Source organism: Candidatus Omnitrophota bacterium (assembly GCA_021735655.1).
Taxonomy (GTDB): domain Bacteria; phylum Omnitrophota; class Gorgyraeia; order Duberdicusellales; family 4484-171; genus JAHKAJ01.
This window is the reverse complement of the sequence record JAIPGM010000003.1, coordinates 19,579-44,284: the sequence shown is the minus strand read 5'-3', so window position 1 is coordinate 44,284 and position 24,706 is coordinate 19,579. Positions and strand designations below refer to the sequence as shown.

Annotated in this window: 23 protein-coding genes; all 23 read right to left on the bottom strand. The window is 37.8% G+C overall.

The genetic code is table 11. The annotated features are described in order from the left end of the window. Positions 1-24: 24 nt before the first annotated feature. Complete coding sequence (locus tag K9L86_02890; GenBank protein MCF7907807.1) at positions 25-2,079, bottom strand: hypothetical protein; 2,055 nt, start codon at positions 2,077-2,079, stop codon at positions 25-27. Between the two features lie 180 nt (positions 2,080-2,259). Continuing rightward, positions 2,260-3,021, bottom strand: coding sequence for an SDR family oxidoreductase (locus tag K9L86_02885; protein ID MCF7907806.1), 762 nt, complete (start codon positions 3,019-3,021; stop codon positions 2,260-2,262). Position 3,022: 1 nt separating this feature from the next. Then, complete coding sequence (gene aroB, locus K9L86_02880; protein ID MCF7907805.1) at positions 3,023-4,162, bottom strand: 3-dehydroquinate synthase; 1,140 nt, start codon at positions 4,160-4,162, stop codon at positions 3,023-3,025. 11 nt (positions 4,163-4,173) lie between these two features. Continuing rightward, entirely contained in the window at positions 4,174-4,836 is a 663-nt protein-coding gene (locus tag K9L86_02875) for an acylneuraminate cytidylyltransferase family protein (protein MCF7907804.1), read from the bottom strand. A 14-nt stretch (positions 4,837-4,850) separates the two neighbouring features. Further along, positions 4,851-5,891, bottom strand: coding sequence for a hypothetical protein (locus K9L86_02870; GenBank protein MCF7907803.1), 1,041 nt, complete (start codon positions 5,889-5,891; stop codon positions 4,851-4,853). Between the two features lie 12 nt (positions 5,892-5,903). Further along, positions 5,904-7,094 carry a LegC family aminotransferase gene (locus K9L86_02865; protein ID MCF7907802.1) on the bottom strand — a complete coding sequence of 397 codons (1,191 nt, stop codon included), beginning with the start codon at positions 7,092-7,094 and terminating at the stop codon, positions 5,904-5,906. A 19-nt stretch (positions 7,095-7,113) separates the two neighbouring features. After that, positions 7,114-8,115: an SDR family NAD(P)-dependent oxidoreductase gene (locus K9L86_02860; GenBank protein MCF7907801.1), complete on the bottom strand. Its 1,002-nt coding sequence runs from the start codon at positions 8,113-8,115 to the stop codon at positions 7,114-7,116. Continuing rightward, positions 8,090-9,169: a nucleotidyltransferase family protein gene (locus tag K9L86_02855; GenBank protein ID MCF7907800.1), complete on the bottom strand. Its 1,080-nt coding sequence runs from the start codon at positions 9,167-9,169 to the stop codon at positions 8,090-8,092. Before K9L86_02855 ends, K9L86_02860 begins: the two co-directional genes overlap by 26 nt. A 28-nt stretch (positions 9,170-9,197) precedes the next feature. Continuing rightward, positions 9,198-10,397: an N-acetyl sugar amidotransferase gene (locus tag K9L86_02850; protein MCF7907799.1), complete on the bottom strand. Its 1,200-nt coding sequence runs from the start codon at positions 10,395-10,397 to the stop codon at positions 9,198-9,200. 39 nt (positions 10,398-10,436) lie between these two features. Beyond that, positions 10,437-11,111, bottom strand: a complete 675-nt coding sequence (gene hisH / locus K9L86_02845) for an imidazole glycerol phosphate synthase subunit HisH (protein ID MCF7907798.1) — start codon at positions 11,109-11,111, stop codon at positions 10,437-10,439. 14 nt (positions 11,112-11,125) lie between these two features. Then, positions 11,126-12,022, bottom strand: coding sequence for an imidazole glycerol phosphate synthase cyclase subunit (locus tag K9L86_02840; GenBank protein MCF7907797.1), 897 nt, complete (start codon positions 12,020-12,022; stop codon positions 11,126-11,128). Beyond that, the gene (locus tag K9L86_02835; protein ID MCF7907796.1) at positions 12,019-12,672 is read right to left on the bottom strand and encodes an acetyltransferase; all 654 of its coding nucleotides are present in this window, start codon (positions 12,670-12,672) and stop codon (positions 12,019-12,021) included. The genes K9L86_02840 and K9L86_02835 overlap by 4 nt, the downstream gene beginning before the upstream one ends. A gap of 15 nt (positions 12,673-12,687) precedes the next feature. Next, a complete protein-coding gene (gene neuC, locus K9L86_02830; protein MCF7907795.1) occupies positions 12,688-13,854 on the bottom strand; it encodes a UDP-N-acetylglucosamine 2-epimerase in 1,167 nt (388 codons plus the stop codon). Then, on the bottom strand, positions 13,851-14,894 hold the full coding sequence (gene neuB, locus K9L86_02825; protein MCF7907794.1) for an N-acetylneuraminate synthase: 1,044 nt from the start codon (positions 14,892-14,894) through the stop codon (positions 13,851-13,853). Before neuB ends, neuC begins: the two co-directional genes overlap by 4 nt. Then, positions 14,888-15,694 carry an SDR family oxidoreductase gene (locus K9L86_02820; GenBank protein ID MCF7907793.1) on the bottom strand — a complete coding sequence of 269 codons (807 nt, stop codon included), beginning with the start codon at positions 15,692-15,694 and terminating at the stop codon, positions 14,888-14,890. The genes neuB and K9L86_02820 overlap by 7 nt, the downstream gene beginning before the upstream one ends. Beyond that, the gene (locus tag K9L86_02815; GenBank protein ID MCF7907792.1) at positions 15,691-16,401 is read right to left on the bottom strand and encodes an acylneuraminate cytidylyltransferase family protein; all 711 of its coding nucleotides are present in this window, start codon (positions 16,399-16,401) and stop codon (positions 15,691-15,693) included. The genes K9L86_02820 and K9L86_02815 overlap by 4 nt, the downstream gene beginning before the upstream one ends. Further along, complete coding sequence (locus K9L86_02810; protein ID MCF7907791.1) at positions 16,398-17,396, bottom strand: Gfo/Idh/MocA family oxidoreductase; 999 nt, start codon at positions 17,394-17,396, stop codon at positions 16,398-16,400. Before K9L86_02810 ends, K9L86_02815 begins: the two co-directional genes overlap by 4 nt. A gap of 13 nt (positions 17,397-17,409) precedes the next feature. Further along, the gene (locus tag K9L86_02805; protein ID MCF7907790.1) at positions 17,410-18,387 is read right to left on the bottom strand and encodes a Gfo/Idh/MocA family oxidoreductase; all 978 of its coding nucleotides are present in this window, start codon (positions 18,385-18,387) and stop codon (positions 17,410-17,412) included. A gap of 6 nt (positions 18,388-18,393) precedes the next feature. Next, the gene (locus tag K9L86_02800; GenBank protein MCF7907789.1) at positions 18,394-19,380 is read right to left on the bottom strand and encodes a Gfo/Idh/MocA family oxidoreductase; all 987 of its coding nucleotides are present in this window, start codon (positions 19,378-19,380) and stop codon (positions 18,394-18,396) included. A 10-nt stretch (positions 19,381-19,390) separates the two neighbouring features. Beyond that, positions 19,391-20,671, bottom strand: a complete 1,281-nt coding sequence (locus tag K9L86_02795; GenBank protein ID MCF7907788.1) for a hypothetical protein — start codon at positions 20,669-20,671, stop codon at positions 19,391-19,393. An 8-nt stretch (positions 20,672-20,679) separates the two neighbouring features. Then, the gene (locus K9L86_02790) at positions 20,680-21,852 is read right to left on the bottom strand and encodes a DegT/DnrJ/EryC1/StrS family aminotransferase (GenBank protein ID MCF7907787.1); all 1,173 of its coding nucleotides are present in this window, start codon (positions 21,850-21,852) and stop codon (positions 20,680-20,682) included. Positions 21,853-21,861: 9 nt separating this feature from the next. Further along, positions 21,862-23,625, bottom strand: a complete 1,764-nt coding sequence (locus tag K9L86_02785; protein MCF7907786.1) for an N-acetylneuraminate synthase family protein — start codon at positions 23,623-23,625, stop codon at positions 21,862-21,864. Between the two features lie 3 nt (positions 23,626-23,628). Further along, entirely contained in the window at positions 23,629-24,705 is a 1,077-nt protein-coding gene (locus K9L86_02780) for an NAD(P)-binding domain-containing protein (GenBank protein ID MCF7907785.1), read from the bottom strand. Position 24,706: the final 1 nt, after the last annotated feature.

Below are 24,706 nucleotides of genomic sequence, written 5' to 3'. Positions count from 1 at the left end.
TAACCTATTGTTACATTTGGATAACTACCCCAGTGTAGCTATTTTATCACTTCCCCAAATCCTAGCATAACGCTCTGCGGCAGAAGCCATAATATCTTCTCGTTTAAGCCCTTGCTTAAAGCCGTCAAGCAACCACTTCAAGTATGTACCTATTCTTTCTGCTGCTCGGCCATCTCTGAAAGGATCTAAATCATTTATCATCGAAGACCAATCGCCGAAGCCTGGCACCTTCCTGGAATCCTGCCAATATTCAATATATGTTTTCCAAAGACTTTGCCAATCAGTAAAAACTACCCGTCCTAAACCCAAATGGTATAATTTACTAATCGACCAGCCTTCACGATCAAGTAAAAGAGTAGGGACTCCTGCAAGCGCTGATTCAAGCCCAGCTGTTGCAGCATACAGATGACCGTGGATGGCGATATCAGAAGCTAGAGCAGCTATAGCGGGAGGGTAGGCACTATGCAAGGCCCCTGCCTCAAAGACAAAACACCTTCCAGTTGCTTCTGCTTCCTTAAGTAAGTCTGCCGTTAGCCCCAGCCTCAATCTTAACGTTGAGGGAACCTTAGGTTTTAAAATAAGACCAAACCATTTTTGAGATAAAACTTTTTTAAGTAAAAAATCATAATTAGCTATTGTAGATTCATGCCCATTATGCCAACGAGAATCAGCTCCGGAATTTTCATCAAAATAAGCAATAATTTGTTTAGCTCCTCTTTGCTGTAGAGATGTGCGCACCCTCTGTGCATGCGCCTTTAGCAAAGGTAGCCTGTAGTCAGCATAATAACCTGTAGAAATATGGTAGGAAATCTGTGAACCGGAAAGACGTTCAATCTCAGCATTTGCAGGCGAAAAACCAAACACAACATCAGACGCAATCGTTGTCTTGCAAGAAGGAAATTCCTCAAAGGCGCGTTGATAAACAGCCATTATTCCTCCAACATTCCGCATGGCATCGGCAACAACACAGTGAGAAGCATCATACTTATACCAAGTCATAAATGCCTTAACATTATGCTTTGCAAAAAAATCCTGCCAATAATTACAATCCTTATAGTAGTCTCTCATCTGCCGCAGAAACCATCTGCGCTCATCGCCATTATAAGCATTTTTTGAGATAAACTTAAACGATGAATTTGAGCTACGACTCGGCCAATGGTAAAAAAACGGCACGGAAAAACTATTAGTTGCCTTTGCTGAAAGCGCAACTACATTCATATCATGCTTGGCAATCTCCATTAATTTTTTATCATCAATGGGATCAAACAGCATATTAGATACGATTAAAATATCTTTTCCTGATAAATCTGACTGCTGTAAAAAAAATAAATCCGAATACAGTTCTGGATTATTAAGATTAAGATGACCATAATAGTTAACCCCAAGCTTTACCTGGCTACCAATAATGCTATTATCTGCATTATTTTTTTTATGTCTGATAACGATTGAAATTGATTTCTTATTTTTAACAATCCAGCCATACTTACTGCAAAAACTTCTTTTTATTCTTAAAAACCAAAAATAGATATTTTTTAAAATATTTATTTTTGGTCCCAAAAACCCTAATAAAAAATATTTAAAATTGATATTAAAACTTTTAGCGCCAATAACAGATATATTATGCTTGCACGCATATCTTTTAATTTCATTCATCCACAACCTTCTGTCCAAAAACAAAACAGGCTGCAAGCATTCAGCTACATACTCTTTTGACTTTTGCTTAACTACTTGAATGAGATAAACTGCTCTATCTAATGTCGATTCAGGCTTACTAGCAGAGGCAAAAATGCGTTTTGCCAAAAACATAGCTATTCTACTTTTAGCAGGCTTGTTTAAAAACAGCTCCGAGAAAATAGGCCTTTCCAATATATATTTTTGCACAACCGTAGAATCAAAATAATCTACTCGTAGATGCAGAAGAACACCATCGTCATCATGGACATCAACCAAACGAAATTTCAACTCATTAAGCTTGAGACCAAAAAATAATAACATGAAGCGCGCCAGCCATAAACCACATATTGAAGCATCGATAAAATAAACTTTGATATTTCTATTCCCCTTGAAAAAATTACGCATTAGATAAGGAGCTATCGATACTAGCCAAGGAGCGACTGTAAGATTTTGTATATAATAACTTCTCTGATTATTTTTCTCCTCACCCCTCATTCCCATTTTAAATATTTGTCTCAATATTAATTACAAAATACAATAATTTTCTACTATCTTAAAACATTTTTTATTCTTAATTTATTATTTTTACCAAGCACTCCAACCACCATCAACATTTAACACTTCACCAGTAATATACTTAGATGCTTCTGTGGATAAGAAAAGACAGGCTTCTGCTATGTCAAGAGAAGTTCCCCATTTTTTCTGCGGCGTCCTTTCTATAGTAAATTTATATAGTTCTTCTTTTTTTCTAAACTTTTCTACATACGATGTTTCGCAAAATCCTGGGGCAATAGCGTTAACATTAATATTGCATTTGGCCCACTCTAAAGCTAAGCATTTCGTAAGCGTGATTACTCCTCCTTTTGATGCTCCGTATGCGGAAAGCTGAGGCAATCCAAGCGTACCTACAATCGATACAATATTAACAATTTTGCCCTCTTTTCTTGAAACCATATTTCGCCCTGCTTCCCTAGAAAAAAGATATGTGCTATTGAGGTTATTATTAATTACTTGATCCCACTCCTCTGTCGTGGTGTCTAAAAAATCTTTCCTGAAACGTATACCGGCATTATTAATAAGAACATCTATTTTTTTAAATTTTCCTATAGTTTCTTGTATGAATCTTTTAACCGTTTCCTCATCAGAGACGTCTCCCTGGCTTAGAAAAATTCGTTCATCGTCAAATCCGACATCGTCCCTTAAGGATATCAAGTCTTGTTTATCTCTGGTAATCAATGCCAAGTTAGCCCCATGATTATAAAAAAGCTCTGCGGCTGCTCTTCCAATTCCCTTACCAGATCCAGTTATAATACAAGTTTTTCTTTCTAAAGATTTTTTTTCTTTCATATCACTCCTTTATAAGATAAACAAATGCCTCCCTGATAGCATCATCTGCCACACGATCGTAGACCTGGCATTTACCAATTTCATCAGGAAGAATAAATCTGAGTTTGTTATCCTTTTTCTTTTTATCTTTATGAACATTTCGCATACATTCTTCAATCAAACTCTTATATTCAAAACCAATATCTTTTGCATGAACTCGGGTTGGAAGGCCATACTGGTTAAGAATCTCCTCATGAGCATCTAAGATATCTTGACCTTGTCCAAAATATTTTCTTGCCAAAAATGCTGCAGCAACCATGCCAAGAGACACCCCCTCTCCATGGCGATAAATCTCCTCTAAGACATCGGTCGAAATCTCTATGGAATGTCCTAAGGTGTGGCCGTAATTGAGCTTGAGTCTCTCATTCTTCTCCTTCACATCCCCTGATACATGAACAAGTTTAATCTCTATGGCTCGACACATGATATTGAATAAAGAATCTTCATCCCGGTCAAGAATCTTCTGGCTATTAGATTTAAGATAATCAAACAGTTCTTTATCGTTAATAATTGCACATTTTATTATCTCAGCCAGTCCAGCCTTAAAGTCACGTTGAGGTAATGTACTAATAAATTTAAAATCAATAACATTTGCTATAGGATGATAGTAATTTCCTATGGCATTAATAGTCTTTCTGAAATTTATAGCGACCTTGCCTCCAATGCTACTGTCAATCATGGCCGTAAGGGTGGTCGGTATATTTATAAGCTTCATCCCGCGATGATATGTGCTTGCTACGAATCCAGCTAAATCGCCAAGAACACCACCTCCTAAAGCTACTATAGTTGAGTCTCTAGATAGACTGTTAGCCTCAAGAATTTCGTATATTTTTATTGCCTCACTTATAGTTTTATTATGCTTGCCAGCTACCATATAATATGGGTAAACTTTGTAGCCAGCCTTAGATAAAAAATCTATAAAAGCATTGCTTCTATCTTGAAAAAATACATCAAAGACAAAAACAACATTCTTATTTTTAGTCCGTTTCTCTAAGGCTTCTAAAACAGCAGTTTCAAGTAAACCTTTACCAATTACAATGTCATACTTATCCTGGTTAAGTTCGACATTGTAAATTTTCTTAAAAATTGTTTCTTGATCCATTTAATTACATCCTATATTGCAAAGAGACCTGTATTAACAATCAATTCTGCAACCCTAAAGTCTTCCGGAGTATCAATATCATGGCCCTCGAAATGATCAATATATTTAATATAAGGCTTAGAGCAAATCCGCTGGCCTGTTTTTTCAAAAACCTCTCTCCTAAATACATATAAACTAGCCTGCTCTACAACTACCGGGTTTATATCCTGAGTGCGTGGTGTAGGTTTATCTAAAGAATAGTTAAGCGGTTTATCGCGAAACCAACAGAATTTTCTAACTTCATATGCAGTGAAAGCTGTATGATACTGACCAGAATGAACCTTTTTTATGCAGTCAGAGATTGTTTCAGCCTGCAAAAATGGTGAAGTAATATGCACTAGGACAACTATATCGGCATCACTTCTGTTTAAAAACTCTCTTATAATATCCTGTATTTTTGTATCTTGAGTATCCAGCTCTGTCGGACGCTCCAGGAATGTATATTTTAATCCGCGCTGTATATACTCGCATATGGAAGGCTCTGAGGCAAAAACAACAATATCATTAATGTCTGAAAGTTTATTTAAAGTACGCATGGTATAATTGACTAAAGGAACTCCACCTAACTGTTTTATATTTTTAAAAGGAACTCTGTCACTTTTAAGTTTTGCCGGAACTAATACAATTGTTTTCACAATAAACCTCTCTTTTACTTTTTATTTAAATATTCATCTTCATACTTTTTAGAAAGCCTATCAAGCACAACCATTGCATCCTCAGAAGCATTATCTTGGGCAAATTTCCGACGCAGGTTTAATTCACTATACTCATCTGTTGATTTAGGTGCCTCCCATCCATACTTTTCGTAAACATCGAGTTTAACACCTTGAGCATACATCTTACGTGGCACATTCTGACGTTTCATCATTTTACGCGTAGCCTTAGTTACTTTTGTGTCTAAAGCTAATTCTATTTCTTTCAAATAAGGTTCAGGACTTATCACAAAACCTTCAAAAGGAATTGTTATCAACTTAGCTCCGTTCAACTTTTCCTCTACATTATTCTTAAAAGCCTCTGTTCTCTCAGTCATGCTATTGATTAAATAGATAGCTTTTTCAATATGATTAGAAGAAAAAAATAAATCCTCCCACCCATAAACAAAATAAGGCAACTCTTTATCCTTATAAGAAAAATATACTTCAAAATGCTTAGGATCGGATAAGAATAGCCGCTGCATATTAACTGCTTCTTGTTTAAGCATGTATAAAGGATGCCTCACCACCTCTATAAAAACAAGATTTTCACCTAAAGCAGCAAAAACTGAATCGGCCCTGCTTAAGAGATCATGGGTAGCCAAATGCAAAATTGGTCTCTGGTTCTTTATTCTTTCAGGGACCAAGTCATCACCCTTTTGAAAAAGCCTCCTAATGTATTTCAGGGGATTTATATCTTTAAAGGCGCTTGAAGCATCGCTGAAGCGAAAATTTACTTCCCGCGACATCATTGCATTATAAATTCTTAAATCAGTAATCAATTTAATTAAAGTTTCGGCTGTATCTTTATCCATTTTTTGTAAATATCTTAAAGCGCAAAAATATTCTATCTCATAAACAAACATAAGTAACTCCACCCTATCCAAAGCAGCAACAATCGGTGAAAGCATAGTTTTACCGCAACCGGGTTGTCCGTCTACAATAACAATTTTATCGGCAAGTTTCTGGGAACGCACTATATTCATGTCTGGGCTCATAGACTACTCCTTTTACAAGCTCCTACTGCGTTTTATAATGTCGATGACTTTCTTTTGATCGCTCTTGGTAAGCCCTACTGATGAAGGCAAGCTCAAACAATTTTTATACAATTTATTGGCTACTTTTATCTTGTAAGAAAAACACTTTTTAAACGGCTTTAGGGAATGTAAAGGGTGCCACAGAGGCCGAGTCTGGATATTAGATCTTTTTAGTTTTTCTAATAAAGCTCTGCTATCAATTCTATATTTAGCTCTGTCAACAAAGATTGTATATAGCCAGTAATTGGATTTAGCCCAGGAAGCTTCTTTTGGTAAGCCGATTCCCGGTACATCTTTTAATTGCTCATTATATCGACGAGCAATATCTCTCTTTTTCTCAACAAATTTATCGAGTTGCTCCATCTGGGCAAAACCCATAGCAGCTTGAATATTGGTCAGGCGGTAATTGTAGCCAATTTCATTGTGAATATTCTCTAAGACATTATTCCGGGCTTGAGTTATAAGATAACGGGCCCGATCAGACCAGGATTTTTTATCAACAACAACCATACCTCCGCCGCCAGTAGTTAATATCTTGTTTCCATTAAAGCTAAAACAAGCAATATCTCCTGAAATTCCCAGAGGTCGATTTTTATAGGCTGACCCTAATCCTTCAGCAGCATCTTCAATAACTTTTAGTTTATATTTTCGGGCAATGCTCATGATAGCGTCCATATCAGCCGGGTGTCCTAGTATATGCACAGGCATTATTGCTTTAATTACTCTACCGGTATTCTTATTAATTAACTTTCCTTTTTGATATTTACACTCTTTTTTCAAAAACCCTAAAATCTTTCCTGTATCTATTTGCCAATTATCAAGATCAACGTCAATAAAAACTGGCTTTGCCCCAGTATAGCAAATAGCATTGGCCGGTGCGACAAAGGTAAGCGCCGGAAGTAAAACTTCCTCTTGAGATTTTATACCCGAAAGTAAAAGAGCTACATGCAAGGCTGATGTACCATTAACACAAGCTACACCATAACCGCGCCCAACATAATCAGCTACAGCATTTTCAAATTGATCAACATAACTTCCTACTGATGAAACCCAATTGGTATCTAGGCACTCCTTTATATATTTCCATTCATTACCCTTAATTTCAGGAACGCTTAAAGGAATTAAGTCATTAATTGATGTACTGACAGTAATTTTTTTATTCATAGAGCTCATTGTTTTAACCTTATACTACATAACGGTCATTTTTATATAACTTTAAATTATCCTTATCCTTAAACCATTCAATTGTTTTCTTGAGTCCTTCTTCTAGAGAAAGGCTTGGTTCCCACCCAAATATTTTTTTAGCTTTACTACTATCTGCCATCAACAACATTACTTCACTAGCCTCTGGCCTTATACGCTGGCAACTGCTTTCTACGGGTACCTCTTTTCCAATAAGCTTAGCAATCACTTGGGCTAATTCACCTATAGATATTGACTTTCCCGAGCCAACATTAAACACTTCACCAAAGGCAGATTTGCCTGCCTGGGCTGCACCAATGAAGGCTAAGGCAATATCCTGGACATAGGTCAAATCACGCCTGGGAGCAAGCGAACCAATGCAGACTTTATCTTTTTCTAAAATTTGTGTAATAATTGTAGGTATAACTGCCCGGGCAGACTGTCTGGGGCCATAGGTATTAAAAGGCCTAACCGTTACTACCGGAACTTTGAAAGAACGATAAAAACTCTCTGCCATTTTGTCTGCACCTATTTTCGAAGCTGAATAAGGAGATTGACCCTGAAGTTGATGCTTTTCATCAATAGGGGTATATTGAGCGGTTCCATAAGTCTCACTAGTTGAGGTCTGTAAAAAACATTCGATATCATACTCTCTTGCTGCTTGCAATAAATTAAGAGTGCCAGCTATATTAGTTTCAATATATGAAGCTGGAGCTATATAAGAATAAGGTATACCTATAAGAGCCGCTAGGTGAAAAACCATATCCTGGCCCTTAACAGCTTCTCTGGTGCTGTCTCTATCTCTGATATCGCCTAAAAAAATATCCATTTCATCATGTAAACTAGAATAATCAAGCCAACCCCATCTTCCCAAGGAGTTATACTCTGCCATTGCCTTTACCTTTGCGCCTAGCTTAACTAAACATTCACACAAGTGACTTCCGATAAATCCTCCGGCACCGGTAACAAAAACTTTTTTATTTTTCCAGCTGAAGTGCGCCATTCTTAATGTCCTCCTTTGCTTGTTCATAATTTTCAGGATGTCCTATGTCAAGCCAATACTCCTGTATCGGAAAGCAGACTACTTTATGCTTAGCTTTTAGTAACTCATCAACTAAATCGGTCATATCAAAATTTATATTTTTGGGAATATACTTATAGGCTATTGGTCCTAACAAATAAATTCCGGCATTAACAATAAAATTCTTTACTGGTTTTTCAATAATCTTTTTTACGACTACATCATCAATATCAATAACTCCGTAAGGTATCTCTATCTCGCACTTGCGCACCCCTACAGTCATTATCGCATCATGATGGCGATGGAAATCAAGCAACCTACGAAAATCTAATTTAGTTAACACATCTCCATTGATAACTAAAGTCGGTTCATCAATGGGTTTCATTAATCCCAAAGCTCCAGCAGTACCCAATGGTTGATCTTCATTAATATAATCAATATCTACACCAAAAGCATCTCCTTTACCAAAATGTTTTATAATCACATCAGATTTGTAATGAGTAGAAATATTTACTTTTGTAATTCCTGATCTACGCAGCTGGGCTATGGTACGTTCCACCAAGGGACGATCTTCTAAAAGAAGCATCGGTTTTGGTGTATCTTTAGTAAGCGGGTGCAACCGCTGCCCCTTTCCGCCAGCCATAACTACTGCTCTAACCGGCAAGTTAAGCTCTTCTTCGACAAGCTCCGAAAGTAAAGCTAGTTCTACGATGTGGGAATCGCTATCGAGGAGCGGTATTTGATTTAGTTTTTTCTCACTCATAATCTCAATGAGCTCTTCACGAGTTATGTCATGAGGCATTGAAACCGGGACTGGGTAGTCTTCAGGACGATAATCAAACAAGACAGTGATTTTTTTACTTAAAGGGATTTTGTTCAAAATAGCCCTACGGATATCTCCATCAGTTATTGTGCCAACTAGATGCTGCTGGTTATCTACAACCAAAGCTATGCCCACACCTCCACGCTGGATAACAGCTAAAGTTTCTTCAATCGTATTGTTACTAGTTACAAATATTTTTTTTATGTCTTTCATTTTAAATCCTTCTTACTATCCTCAACCTTCAAAATACTTTATGTTTGAGTTTCCATTCACCATTTATTTTTTCCCAAAGATGGGGAGAAAGTGAACGATAAAAATCAATAACTTCCCAGAATTGCTCTTCTTTAATATCTAAATACTCAAGAAATTCCTTAAAATATTTTTTAGGAAGTTCACCATCGTAACGATGAACCAAGGCTACCCCTTCTTCTCTGGTTAGATGCCCGTCTCTGATTTCATGCGCAGCATCTGATGTAGCTCGGGCAATACCAAACTTGATATATGCCAAATAAAAATGGAATCCGTCAGTTTTATCATCTAAGCTAGCATATTTGGAATAGGTACCTTCTGAGCGCCCATCGAAATTTGCTTGAAAACCAGTATGATCAACAGAGTAGTAATAATTCTCCTGTGGCACCCATTTTTTATAAAAAGAAAACCAGTGCATCTGTGGTTTAAGTTTCTCTACATCCTCAAGTGGAGGCATCCGATAAAATTGAAAAGGATTACTCTTTACTTCTTCTTCGCTAAACAGTCCCACATCTTGACCATGTTTTATAATTTCATCAACCCCGGAGCCCTTATAATAAACTTCGCTATAGTTATCGGTTGGCTCTACCGGACTATCTATATAAGTAGTTGAGCCCCCATATTCTACTTCACCGCTTTCGCCATAAAAAATTAAAGGAATCTTGAACTTAGTAGCAATATGGAAAGCATATGCCTTTTGCCCATAAGCAAAAGGCTCCCAGGCATCACCTAACAATTCAAAACTAAGACGAGCTAATTTACGATGGATTATTCCGTCAGGAAAACACAAAAGATTATTAAACCCATGATCTTTAAAGGCGATATAATTCTGCCAGCCAACGTCTGTGTAAATAAAAGGTGCCCAAGTTACAGTAAGTGGGTGCATCTGATATTTATATTTCAATTGATGCGCAACATAACTACTATCCTTTCCGCCGGAACCAGGAACAACGCAATCATAACTTCCATCACTGGACCTATGCTTATCAAGCAACTCCAACAGCATTTTCTCTCTTTTAGCCCAATCAATCTTATTATGCTTAAGATAAGCATAATTACATGCACTGCAGACTCCATTTTCATCAAAGGTAATTCTTGGTCTTTGATTTGAAACCACGCACTTTGTACAATATTTAACCTCTTTGGGGCTTTTTGCCAACTGTCGATCTAAGGTTTTTCCTGGAAATAACATTATTACTCCTTTCTCTAGCCAAAAATCCTATTTGTAAACTTAAACAGTATATAAAAACTCTTTTAAGATTCGTAAACCTACATTCGCACTTACCTCAGGATGAAACTGGCAGCCAAACACATTGTTGGAACGTATTGCCGAGCAAAAACGAGACTGACCATATTCAGTCTCAGCAAGAATATGCTCAGGGTTCTGAGGGGTAACGGTATACGAATGCACAAAATACACAAATTCACCCTCTTGAGTTGTATTTAAAATAGTATCCTCCCAAAATTTATTACTTCCCTCGCAAGAAACTGGCTGGCCGAATTCAACTATCTTAGGAGCAAGCAAGCGGTTCCATCCAACGTGTGGTATCTTATAGGACGCCTTATCACCCTTGGAATCAAAAAACCTACGCACAGACCCAGAAATAACATCTAATCCTCCATGAACACCAAACTCTTCACTCTCGGTCATAAGAAGCTGCATGCCTAAACATATCCCTAGAAACGGCTTACCCGAATCAATAGCTCTTTGTATCGGCGCAACCAACTCCCGATTTTTTATCTTATCCATACCATCACCAAAAGCACCTACCCCAGGTAAAATAACCCGCTCAGCAGAAGCTATAGTTTCCGGGTCGGAAGATATAACTGCAGTCCCGCCAAGATGTCTTATCACTCTCTCTAGACTGAAAAGATTGCCCATTCCATAATCAACTATCACAGTAATCGGCTTTGATCCTTTCATATCTTTTCTGCTTTTGTAACTTCTCTAAACGCCTCTATGGCTCTACAGGCAATACCAAAATCAGATAAATATCTTTTAACAGCTAAAATATCCACTGGTTCAAGCCGCTTTTTCATGAAATCTAATGATTCTCTATTCTGGCTAATGAACTCAACATTACCTTCTTCTTTAAAATTTTCAACGGAGCGCAACTTTTCTAGACAATGATAATGAAAAATAGAAGCAGCACTTATAGCGTCGGCGCAACCGTCTTCAATGACTTCAAGAAAATGCTTAGTCTTTCCAGCACCGCCACAGGCAATAACCGGGACTGGCACTGACTCTGAAATTCTCTTAATTAGCTTCAAATCATATCCTCTACCAGTACCTTCCTTATCAATACTAGTAATAAGCAGTTCTCCGGCACCAAGGCCAACCGCCTCCTGTACCCAATCAAACACATCACGATCAGTTTTTTCCCTGCCATTATCAGTTAAAGCCTCATACTTACCTTCACTTCTAAATTTAGCCTCGATTGAAATAACAATACATTGCGAACCAAAAACTTTCGCAGCTTCACTAATAAAGGCTGGATTTCGTATGGCAGCAGTATTTATTGCTACCTTATCTGCGCCGGCTCGTAATAATTCTTTTATATCGTCAATTGTCCTTATCCCACCGCCGGCAGTCAAAGGGATAAATATATTTTGTGCTGTTCTCCTTACAATCTCTAAAAGATTTTCTCTACCATAGAGACTGGCAACAACATCAATATAAATAAGCTCGTCGGCTCCATCAGTATAATATTTTGAAGCAAAATCTTCAGCCTTGCCTAAAACCCTAAGGCCCTCAAGGTGAACTCCTTTAACTAGATTAGGACCTTTAATATCAAGACGCGGTATAATTCTTATCATCTCTTCTCCATAGCTTTACAAGGATTCCCAAAGGCTTTTAAATTATCAATGATATCTTTAACCACTACGCTGCCTGAACCGATTAAACAATTACAACCTATATTAATTCCCTGGTTAACAACTGTACCAACTCCAATATGAGTAAATTTGCCAATAGTTACCCCGCCGCTTAAATTGGTACCGGGAGCAATATGGACAAAATCTGCAATCTGACAATCATGGTCAATAGAAGATAATGTATTTAATATTGTGTTCTTTCCGACTCTTGTTCCTGAATTAATAACTGCGCCAGCGGCGACGAATATGCCTTCGTCGAGCGAACACTCATCTGCAATAACAGCCGCCGGATGAACAATTATCGGCAAACTAAATCCTATCATTTTAAGCTTCTGATAAATTTCTTCTCTTTTTCTTATTGTTGAAAAGTCACCTATTGAACCAACAGCAATAAAAGCATTTTTAATACCCCGATTATAGATATCTAATAAATTATCATCCTTACCGATTACCGGAATATTTAAAACCTTTTTACCTATACTTATATTTGGATCAATGATACCTTCTATTTCATATTGCTTGCCTTTTAAAATAGCATCAATAATGACCTTACAATGTCCGCCACCGCCAATAAGTATAATCTTTTCCATCATTACCCTGCTTTTATTTCAATATTTAAAATCCAAATCATAAAAAGCCTTTTTTAAGCTACCTTCCTTATCAAAGCTCTTTAAAATATCAATAATTCTTTTCGCCGTGCCGCCATCGCCATAAGGGCTACCAACCAAAGCAAGGCTCTGCTGAAACTCTTTTGAATAAAGCTTCTTAAAAGAAACTTCGATCGCCTCTTTCGTCGGTTCACAATCAATTATACTTTCTGTTCGAACCCTTCCCTTTTGTCGATCGCCGATATTTATGGTTCCAATTTTAAAACTTGAAGCTTCAATAATCCCACTTGATGAATTTCCAACAACCGCATCAACCAACTGCATTACTGACAGATACTTTAAATTTCCCAGTGAGGTAAAAACTTTGGCTTTCTGAAAATTCTTGCTCACATATTGATCAATCATCTTATTGATTACTCGACCGCCAACATCAGCATTGGCTTTAGTAAGAATAATGCCGGTCTGATCTAATTCATCTAAAGCATCAAGTAAATTCTTAAACTGACTTTCCGATGTATTGGATTCCAAAGTAACCGGATGGAAAGTAACTAGTAAATTATGTTTTTGAAACTTAAAATCTAACTCTTTTTCCAACTCCTCTTTAGAGAGAAGTTTTAACCCTTTTATGTTATCTACCCCTAAGGCGCCTACGTTGAACACTCTTTCTGGAGATTCTCCTAGTTGAATGACTCTTCTTCGGTAATCCTCGGTGGAAGTAAAATGCAAATGACTCATTTTAGTCATTGAATGCCTAAAAGCATCATCAAACGCTCCCTGAGTAACTTCCCCTCCATGAATATGAGCAATAGGAATTCGAGCTATGTGAGAAGCTATGGCTGCACTCAAAATCTCAAATCTATCCCCCAAGATAACAACAATATCAGGTCTCAATTTATCGTAAGCTTTAGAAAATCCTGAAACCCCAAGGCCAACAGATTTTGATATAGCAATCGGGGTATCGGAATTTAAGGAAATTTCTATTTTTTCATCTATGCTAAAGCCGTCCTGTTCTATATCTTTGTAGGTTAAACCAAACTCCGGCTCAAGATGCATACCGGTAACATAAAGCAACAGCTCTAGATCGGGATGCTCGACGATCTGCTTTAATATAGGTAAGTAGATTCCATAATCACACCTACCGCTTGTTACAATACCGATCTTTCTCATACCAACATATCCAATGATAAAAGTTCGTCTTTAGGTATATCAACCTTTGCTTTTCGCCCAACCAAAGAAGAAGCCATCGAAGGCGCAAGCCCTGTACCTGGCCGCTTTATAGTAATCAAACCTTCGCTTAGCATTGTTCCAGCCTTTATGTGGCAACCAGCAACAAGACTTTTGCGTGCTACTGAAGCAACATTGGCTTCGCTGGAGGCAGGTTTTTTATCACCATCTCCTAAGGCAAGCTTTATCTTATGTATTCTTTCTACTAAATCTTTAAATTCCGCCGGCTCAAGAGAACTTTTCTGATCCGGACCGGATAAATTCCTATCTAAAGTAAAATGTTTCTCTATAACTACCGCACTCATTGCAACTGCAGCCAGAGCCACATCAGATCCCAAGGTGTGGTCAGAATAACCAATAGGAACATTTAGCTTCTGACTCATGGTTTGCATAGCTTTAAGATTAACATCTTCTGACTTTGCAGGATAGCTACTTACACAATGCAAAAGCACAATATTGTTATTACCGGTATCATTAACAGCTCTAACTGCTTCTTCCACTTCATCTAAAGTCGACATTCCTGTAGAAATAATCATTGGTTTTTGCTTTGTGGCTATATGGGTAAGTAAAGGAATGTTAGTAATCTCACCTGAAGGTATTTTAAATACTTCAAGACCCAAGCCTTCTAAAAAGTTTGCACTCTCTTTGTCAAACGGCGTTGATAAAAAAATGATTCCTTTATCCTTGCAATACTGGTATAAAATACGATAATCATCTTCGGAAAGCTGAAGTTTCTCTAACATTTCTAGCTGCGATTTAGAATTAGGGTCTGTCTGAGTTTGATAATCTGCTTTTGGTGCTGAAGGTATAACTAAACGCTCTGCAGAAAAAGTCTGAAACTTTACTGCATCAGCTCCTGAAACAATAGCCATGTCTACTAATTGCTTTGCCAGGTTAATGTCTCCATTATGGTTAACACCCGCTTCAGCAATTACAAAAACAGAATTAGGATTAACAATCCTATCCCAAAGTCTATCTACCATGCGCTCCAGCCTCCATCGACCATTAAATTTTGACCAGTTACATATAAAGAAAGGTCACTTGCCAAAAAAGCAACTGCCCCTTTTAAATCCTCTTCCTTAGCCATGCGTTTCAAGGGAGTACGTTCAATATAGCGAGAAAGAAAAGGGTCCTCATGCTTCCTGAATACGCCTCCCGGACTGATTGAATTCACCCGCACCGAAGGTGCAAGTACTGTTGCCAACCAACGAGTGAACTGGAGAAGTCCTCCCTTACTAGCTGCATAAGCAGCCGGATTTCCTAAGTTCTCTACACCCTCATACAACCTTAGGTCTGGCCCACCTACTCCATAAATAGAGCCAATATTTACAATTGAACCATGTCCACTATCAATAAGATACTGCCTGCAGCCTTGAGTTAAAAGAAAAACTGAAGTCAAATTAACCTCTAAAGCTCTGCGCCAAGAATCGACTTTCTGCTTCTCAAAAGGAACAGCCCAGCCCTCTAGGCCAGAAGTTGCTAATAAAGCTGCACAATTAATCAAAATATCAATTGAGCCAAACTTATTAATTACTATTTCAGGAACCTCTGTTATTTCTTTTTCATTTTCTAAATCAACAGGCAAGAATAAAGTCTCTACCTTGTGTGTATTTTTTATATCTTCTGCCTTAGCTTGTCCCTGTTCCTTATTAATATCCAACAAAACAATATTAGCCCCTAATTCAGCTAAGCTTTCAGCCAAAGCAAATCCAACGTTACCGGCCGCGCCAGTGATTATAGCCGTTCTCTTTTTTAAATCCATTAGCTCTTTTAAACTTCTCATTTACTATTTCTCCTCTTCTTCATAAGAAATTCTGCTATCTCAAAATCCATCATATCGTCAATATCTATTGCCCGTTCTCTAGGTACTATCACCGTCTTAACCTTGCCAGCTAAAACAGATGGAGTCTCAAGTATATATGCGGCTCTAGCAACATAAGCAATAGTTGTCATATCGTAAACTTTAGGTGCAAGCTGACGATGAGTAAAAGCTCCTTTATCTGCAATAGGTAAATTGGCATAACCATCTTTATCAAGCGTTAACATATTAAAGTAAGGGTTTCTTTCTGCTTCTTTTACAGCTACCACAATATCAGCATCACTATTCAATAAAGCATCAAGACAATTCTGCAAATCTTCAGCTTCCCTCAAAGGTGAAGTTGTAGGTATAACCACCAAAACATCCACTTTGTCCTTAGACTCTGCTTCAATGGCCTTAATTGCTTGCTGCCATGACAACAACTCCGGAGAATCATCAGTTGCCAATTCCTTTGGCCGCATAAAAGGTACTTGGGCCCCGTACTCCTTTGCTACTTTAGCTATTTCTTCGTCATCAGTTGAGACTATAAGCCTGTCAATAGATAAAATTTCTTTGCCTGTTTCAATAGCATAAGCAATGAGAGGCTTACCAGCTAAGTCTCTTATATTTTTCTTAGGCAAACCTTTTGAGCCACCACGAGCAAAGATAGCCCCGAGTATATACGGTTTCATACTGGAATAGCCTTCTTGTCTTTCTCTAAATTTTTTATATTTATCACTATCTGTAATACCTTTCTTGCCTGAGCCAATGAAACTAAAGCTTGTTTATTATTAGCAATGCAATCAAAAAAATGTTTAATCTGAGCTATATACATTTCATTCCTATCCTCAGAAGGAGAACAATAGAGATCCTGCCAAATGCCCTCATCAGCTTTAAATACTCGAACCCGATTTTCATCGCAGCTATCCCACGTCAAAGTACCTTTACTGCCAACAATCCGACAAGAACGCTCTTTAGCTTGATCTACCATATCAAGATGAATATTGCCATAAGCTCCGGAATCAAACTTAAGCAAAATATCAGCTAAGTCCTCAACATCTATATTAAGATCTCCTACTTTTCCAAATAAAGCGCGCAATTCTTTAACTTCACCAAAGAGCCAGCGAACATAATCAATTTCATGACTCAATTCAAAACATACACCGCCGCCTAAATCACTCCGTGAGCTTACAGTTTCCTGATAATCTTTCCCAGGACGCCAATCCAATAAGTTTTGCCCAACCGAAGCCCTTATTGAGAGTGGCTTTCCAATTAAACCTTTACCAATTGTCTCCTTCATTATTTTCATCGGCTCAGAAAACCGCAAAACATAACCAACCATTGCAACTAATTTCCTCTTAGCTACTTCTTTAGCCAATTCATCTAAACCATCTTCGCTTACCGCTAAAGGCTTCTCAATAAATAGATGACAATTATTTCTGGCAAAAGTTAATGCTGTTTGACAATGTCTCGGTGCTGGATTAGTCACAAAAACAACATCTGGCTTCCATCCCACAGCATCAGCTTCAGAAAAAAACACCTCGCTCACTAAAGAGGCAACTTCACCTAAATCGGTCTCTTTGGATAACTGACGCCAAAGGGCAATCTGAATATCCTGATCAATAATTTTTATGTTTTTAATATGGCGGCCAGCTATGCTGCCCAAACCTACAAACAAAACTTTCATATCCTTATCCTTTTCATTTCTCCAAAACTAAATTTTTATCAGAAACATTAGATGACAAACCTTCTGCTAAAGTCATAGTTTTATAGGCTCCTTCTAAATCAAGCATAGGCCATTGAAACTTACCCTCAGCGACTAAGCCTCCAAAGGCTTCCATCTGCCTGAAAAATCCCGGTTTATATTCGGTGTCAACTTTATCCGGTTCAATTGAATAAGTTTTAAATTCTTTATCTGTCCACTGGCCGCTTTCTAGAGGTTTAAATTCAACGGTAGCTCCTTGACCATACAAAACAACTCTCCAGCCTCCCGGTGAATACCAGTGGGCACAATACTGGCCAATTGCCCCACTTGCTAATTCCATAACCGCAGCAAATTGATCACCCCGGCTCTCTATATAGCGATGAGCCATTGACTGTAAATTAGTTACTTCTCCTCCAAAAAAGCGAAGCAAATCAATGGTATGTGTACCATTAGAAAAAATCCATTGAGAACGCATATTTTCTGATAATTTATCGGCCCTTAACCACATACGCTCATGACCTTCGATGAATACACCAAAAAGCGGCCCATGTTTACGTATTATTTCAAGACCTTTATGAAAAACAGAATAATAACGCCTATTGTAACCAACCATAGTTGCTAGAGAGTGTTTCTTTGCCAATTCAGCTAAGTTTTTAGCCTCATCAGGAGTTAAGCCTGCTGGTTTTTCAATAAACAAAGGTAAACCATAAGAAATAAGATTTAAAGCTACCGGATATATCTGGTCAGCAGAAACAAGCACCATCAAAGCATCCGGCTTTGACTGCTCAATAAGATAATCTATATCTTCTGTACAAAAAGAGATTCCGTATTCTTGGGCTAATTTTTCAGCCTTACTTATAGTCCGAGAGGTAATGCCTACTGCTTCTATCCAATCAATAGCTTTAATCACATCCAGATGTTTAGAGGCAACGGCTCCTGCGCCAATTAATCCTATTTTTATTTTTTTAGCCATAATTATCTAAGTAACCGGACAACTCCAGTTTTCTTCCTTTAGCAAACGGTTAAAATGCAAAAGTAATCCTCTAAGAATAAATTCATGAGCTAAGAAACATTCAAAGATTGTAGGCAATTGACAAGTATCCTTAGTTAATATATCCGATACAAATTTCTTGCTCATATGACTGACTCTCCATTCTTCCTCGATTGGAATTTTATTCCAAGTCCAATCTTGATCTGAATAGCTCTCATAGGCAAACTTCTGAAAATGATCAACGATAAAACGACAACGGGGAGTATTAATAGTAATGTGATCCGGACTCATATGATCTGCGGCAAAGGTAAGCATAAATTTGCTTGCCTTATCAGAATACCCAAAAAGAGAACCACTGAGATCAAGAATGTCCTGACCGCGCTTTGAAGGGTGCAAAACTTCATCTACCTTAGAGCCACAACTGTATAATTTAGTAGCCTGATCATAAAAAACAAATAGATCAACTACATGAACTCCATTATTAGCCAAACCATAATTGCCACCTATGGCGCTGAAAATTATCGGCTCACTAGATTTAAGTTTTGATTTTATATATTTATGAATCTCATAGGTGCGAGTCTTACAATTAACCCATACCGAGACATTTTTTTCTTTGCAAAAGGAAAGTAAGTCTTCATACTCCTCTACTGACTGAGATACTATTTTCTCTATCAGGAATCTCTCATATCCCAAACCCTGGACAACTTGCTTAAGTAATTGACAACGGCCCTTGGCTTGAGTAGCGATAATGCAAAGATCTCCAGCAGTCCAGGAATAATCAATCTCCTTAAACCATTGAAAGTCTATCTCAGGATTAAGATCATCTATCTGGCCCAAACGGGCTTTGCTTCTATCAAGAGATTCCTGGCTAGAATCAACAACACAGATCTCAGTCACATTTTTCAAGGAAGCTATAGCCTGAAGATGCCTACTGCCTAATTGCCCACAACCAACTAAAAGTATCTTGAATCCCACTCTTAACTACCTATTTTTCTAATGTTTTACACAAAATATCTGCAACCGAAAGTCTGTTGTCCATATTAAATTCCGAAATCTCTAAATTCTTTGGCTCTAGTTCTTCATCTTTTTTAATCCAATTAATTCCCTCTGCCTTACCCAAACACCACTCTTGCTCAAATGGTTCAGGATCACCACAGTCAGGCAAGGCAGTTACAAAAACTCTTGGACACACAGCCCTTGCTGCACGTAATGCCCCCGAAGGAGCTCCTAGTATTCCTACATAATTACACACCGTTTCAACAAGTGAAGTTTTCAAAGCATCAATAATTTTAACTTCACACCCCAGATCTTTAATAGACTTAGCCATTTTTCTTGGCCAATGGAGCGCTGATGAAGTTCGAGGATGGAATCTTAAATGAATTTCGGCTATGTTTTCTAAGTCTATTGCTTTCTTGATCACGCCGACCCAACGTTCAAACTTATATTTTTCCAGCTCACTTCCAATATTACCAGAAAAAACCACCAATAATTTTCTTCCTAATTCTATATTTAAACTCCCCTTGCACTTACACTGGCCATGGACAGGATGTTTAACAAGGTGGATGTTTTTTACCTTTGGAATCATACTTTTTAGAGCTGTTATCTCTAAAGAATCATAACACATCACTATATCAGCCCGCCCTGAAGTAAAATTAAACTTGTCGTACCTACTAGGAACAAAAAACTTACCACTAACTAAAAAAGGAGTAATGTAATGACTATTAATAACCTTTAAGGAACGCAGAGCACCATGCTTAATCATACCGAGCTGATATCTCAAACCTCTATACTTTCTGCCATTTATATCATTTTTCTTTTGTTTGCAATAATCGTTACGAGACAAATTTAATCTGTTCATTTTTCGATATTTAGCAAGCAAATGAACCAGCTGACATCCTTGTATAATGGCTATATTCGCTCCTTTTGCCCTTGCCACACTAATAAGATATCTATTAAATATATCGAAATCACCCCCTGAAAGTAAAAGACTGAAATCCTTATCTTTAATTGACTCCATAATTAACTTTATTTCTTTATGATACCCAAAGTTCGACTGTTTTCTTCTATGAGCATGTATAATTTTATAAGTATCTATTCTGCCCTTTGAATGTAGGCGCTTGACAGAATTTAAAACGCGATCAGTAAAATAATAACTACCCATCAAAAGATCCACCTTGAAGCTTTTGCCTATCTCCTCTATGATTGGCCCAAAAGCTTCATCAAATGTATAGCCATTACCGCAAAACATCAGTATTCTTTTATTCATATTCATACTTAATCTAACAACTTAACTGTCCTAGCTAGAACATCGGCCTGTTTTTTAGCGTAATCTAAATTTTCAAAATTTGTTTTAAGCTGAATCAAATAAGGCTGTATTGATTCTGCAACTGGACATAATCCGGATGAATACTGCATACTATTATCCGAAAGCTTTATCTTTCCAAAAACTGGTTCAAGATAAGTAAGTCTCCAAGCCCCGTAAAATGGCTCACCGCCCTCTTTTAAGAAAACTTCCCTAAACTGCTTCCATGTAACATTCTTTTTGGCCGAATCCAACCTTAAAACATAAGTCCAGTAAGAACTAATTACCCCTTCAGGAACCTTCTGAGGAATAAGCCAATCACAATCCCCAATCGCCTTCTCATATAGCTGAGCGATAGCAACTCTTTTAGCCACCAAATAATCCAGCTTCTCCAATTGAGCAAGACCCATGGCTGCACAAACTTCCGGCAGACGAAAATTATAGCCAAAAGACTCATGACGCTTAAAATTTGGCTGTTGCAAAGACTCTTTAGACACCAAATGAGTACCAGAAGAAGCCTTGAGAGTAACATAACCTAAATCGCTGAATTTTCTGGCTGTTTCGGCTAGATTTTCATCGTTAGTAATAATCATTCCTCCGTCACCGGTAGTTAAGTGCTTGCTACGTTGAAAACTAAATATAGAAATATCGCCGATTGTTCCGGCAATTTTCCCTTTATATTTACCAAATACACACTGAGCGTTATCTTCGATAACTTTCAAATTATGCTCTTTAGCTATAGCCATGATTCTATCCATATCCGGCGGTAACCCATATAAAGAAACAGTAATAATAGCCTTTGTCTTATCGGTTATCTTTTTTACGATCGAGTCTGGATCAATATTAAAGGTAGAATGATCAACATCGGCGAATACCGGTTTGGCCCCTAAGTACATAGGCGCAAAACCAGTAGCAGCAAAAGTTAATGGCGGAACAATAACTTCATCTCCAGCTGAAACACCTATGGCAGAAACTGCCACATGAAGAGCTGAAGTTCCGGAATTAACAGCAATCGCATAGTTAATCCCGAATTTTTTAGCAAATTGCTTCTCAAACAACTCAATAGACTCTCCAGAAAAACCTTTATCCACGACCTCTTTTATTAAATCTACTTCTTTCTGATCAATTCGCCATAATTTTGTCATAGTTAAACCCTATATAGTTAATTTAACGTTAATATCGTTTTTAGTATATTTAGCGGTCTTAGCCATATTAATCTCGGCTATTTGTGGCTGGTCGGCTAACAATTTTAAAACATCAGCTAAAGTAAAATCAGGCTTATGGCCATAAAAACACTCGAAGATTTCCTTAAAAAAAAGAAAGTCTTCTTCGTAATCTAAAGTAAGCCTCCACCTCGGGTTAAATTCATAGTCAGATTTAACATAATTAATGCTAAAATAACGGCTGTTACCTAAATACCATTCTAAATATTCGGTGTTCTCAGGGACCTGGGCTGTATTTAATATCGTTTCTATAGCATTTAAGCTAAAAACATCACTCACTGTCCCGTAAGGCATATTATCGGCAAAAGTGACTTCCGAAGAGTTAAATAAATGGCTTTCTACGATTTTATCAATCATCACTTCGTCACGAATAATGTCATCTCCGGTAACTCTAACGATATGATCGATATTGTAATGTTTAGCTGCCTGATAAAAACGCAAAGAAAGGTTCTCTAAAGATCCTCTAAAAGGAAGGACGCCTTCTCGTTTGGCGATTTCCTCCAATACATCATCAGAAGGATCAGTCGAAGTAGCTAAAACCACACAATCAAGGTTGCGACAGCGCTTGATTCGCTCAATAAGTAAAGCTATTGTCTCGCGCTCCAAAATTTTTCTTGTGGCTTTGCTAGGAAGACGATTAGAGCTACACCGGGCTACGATAATCCCGCCAACTTTAACCTTAATATCCTTAAGGCGTAAAACCTGCCCCTTGCTTAGATTATTTTTGCATTGCCTACCTACAAGATTTAAAGCCGAAAGAGGGACTGCATGCTTTGCATGCTTAACATATTTGATATGCTCCGGCTTAATCAGCTGACCAGATTCTAAATCTATTGCCGCTACCGGAGTCTTCTTAAATATTTTCCGGTATTGGATCTCAAATGGGGTTTGTGGCCCTAGTTCTTTTAGAAGCGGTGAAAGTTTTTTTAGTTGTTTAACAAAATCGCCAAAGACCTCTTTGCTTAAAGCCGACTGATAATCCTCCCACTCATCATCTCTGTTAATGGTAACATGCTTCTCAATAACTGCAGCCCCCTTAGCCAAAGCCATCAAGGGTACGATTTTGGCCTCTTCTAAATCACCAGAAATATGATCGGCGAAGGCCAGCTTAACACCGAAAGAACTATAACAAGAAAGAAGATCGCTGACCTCTTGTAAAAAATGTACTTCTAGCGGAGTAGGAAAGGTCTGTACTCCAGTAGTTAATAATAGATTTTCAACTAATCCTTGGGTTTTCAAATAATTAAGTAATTGATAGATCTCGATACGATGTGCCCCGCCTACTCCGATCATAAGAATTTTATTTTCCTGAGCAACTCGGCTGATAAAAAAAGTATTGAGCAAATCTTCTGAATGTATTTTAAATCCATCGACACCAATTCTTTTTGCTATTTGAAAACTAGCCTCGCCAAAAATATCGGCAAATACTGCTAACTTCTTTTGGCGGGCATAATTTGCAGCTGCCTTCCAATCCTCTTCTGAAATCGCCAGCTTATTAAAAATATCCCACTCATGATGATCTTTGTTCGCTCTTTCTTGAGGAATAAAAATTTGAAATTTGACGCCATCTGCTCCACTTACAGCTACGGCCTCGATGAGTTGCTTTAACTTCTTAAAATCACCTTCGTGGCCACAAGCAAGCTCGCCAATTACATATCCATTTTTAGGTAGCAAATTTTCATATAATTTATTCATTATTTAACTTACCTTTGCAGATAACTCTAAAGATATCGCCTTCTTAACTTTTTCTATTCTGACCAATTGCTCGCTTGAGGGATTACGAATGAAATCTCCCTTACCGTTGGCGATACCATAGATTATTTTAGGTTCAAAAATGCTGTCCACCACCACATCGCCCTCCCTTCCCATTAAGCCTCCGGCAACTATTGGTTCACCATAGAGTAAGCGCCGGCCAATTCGATTTTTCATAGCATCTTCCAGAGAAAAAAGAGTAGCTATTGCGCCCTCAAAGGCTGAACTTACATCCAGTCTATAGATTTCAATGCCGCGCTCCCGAGCCATCTTGATAGCCGCAGGATAAAAAGTTCCTTTGCCTCCATCGATAATCAAGGCCTGAGTCGAAAGGTTGGCTATGATCTTTTCGGTAATAACCGGTATCCCTTGAGTCATCCCAATTAAAATGTCAGCATTTTTGGCTGCGGCCTCATTGTCAACAGTACCCACTACCTCAGCGTTAGTATATCTAGGTTTAATGTAATTAAGAACTCTGGCTATGCTAGCAACCTTATCTCTATCCCTTCGTGTTATGAAAACATGAGCACCCCTTTCCACTAATTTAAGTGCTAATTTACAGCCTAAATTGCCCGCCCCGATAATCGCTATCTTTTTCGCGCCAACACCTCTTAAAGAATCCTTAGTCAAATAAGAAAGTAAACTATCTAAAGCCTCCACTGCTAAGTCATTACCCTTATAAACCCATAATTTAGATTTGGTTAAAATTTCACGCACTGAACGCTCAACATTAGCCGCTACACCACTTACAGACATTTCTCCAGAAACTTTCTTTTCAGCATCGACTAAAATGTAGTCAACCTTCCCATCAACTATCTCAGCTATCTCTATGGCTTGTTTTTCACTATAGACAACGACTCCAGCAATTACCATTCTAGGCGTATTCCTCACTGGCGTGAAATAAAGGCCTTGCTTGTCTATCTTGGCAGTATTACTAATGCAAAATCCAGAAAGTTTGTTTTCGGCTTTAGCTAAATTCAATATTACCTTCAATAAGTCTCTGGCTTGCCTTGTATAGCTCATA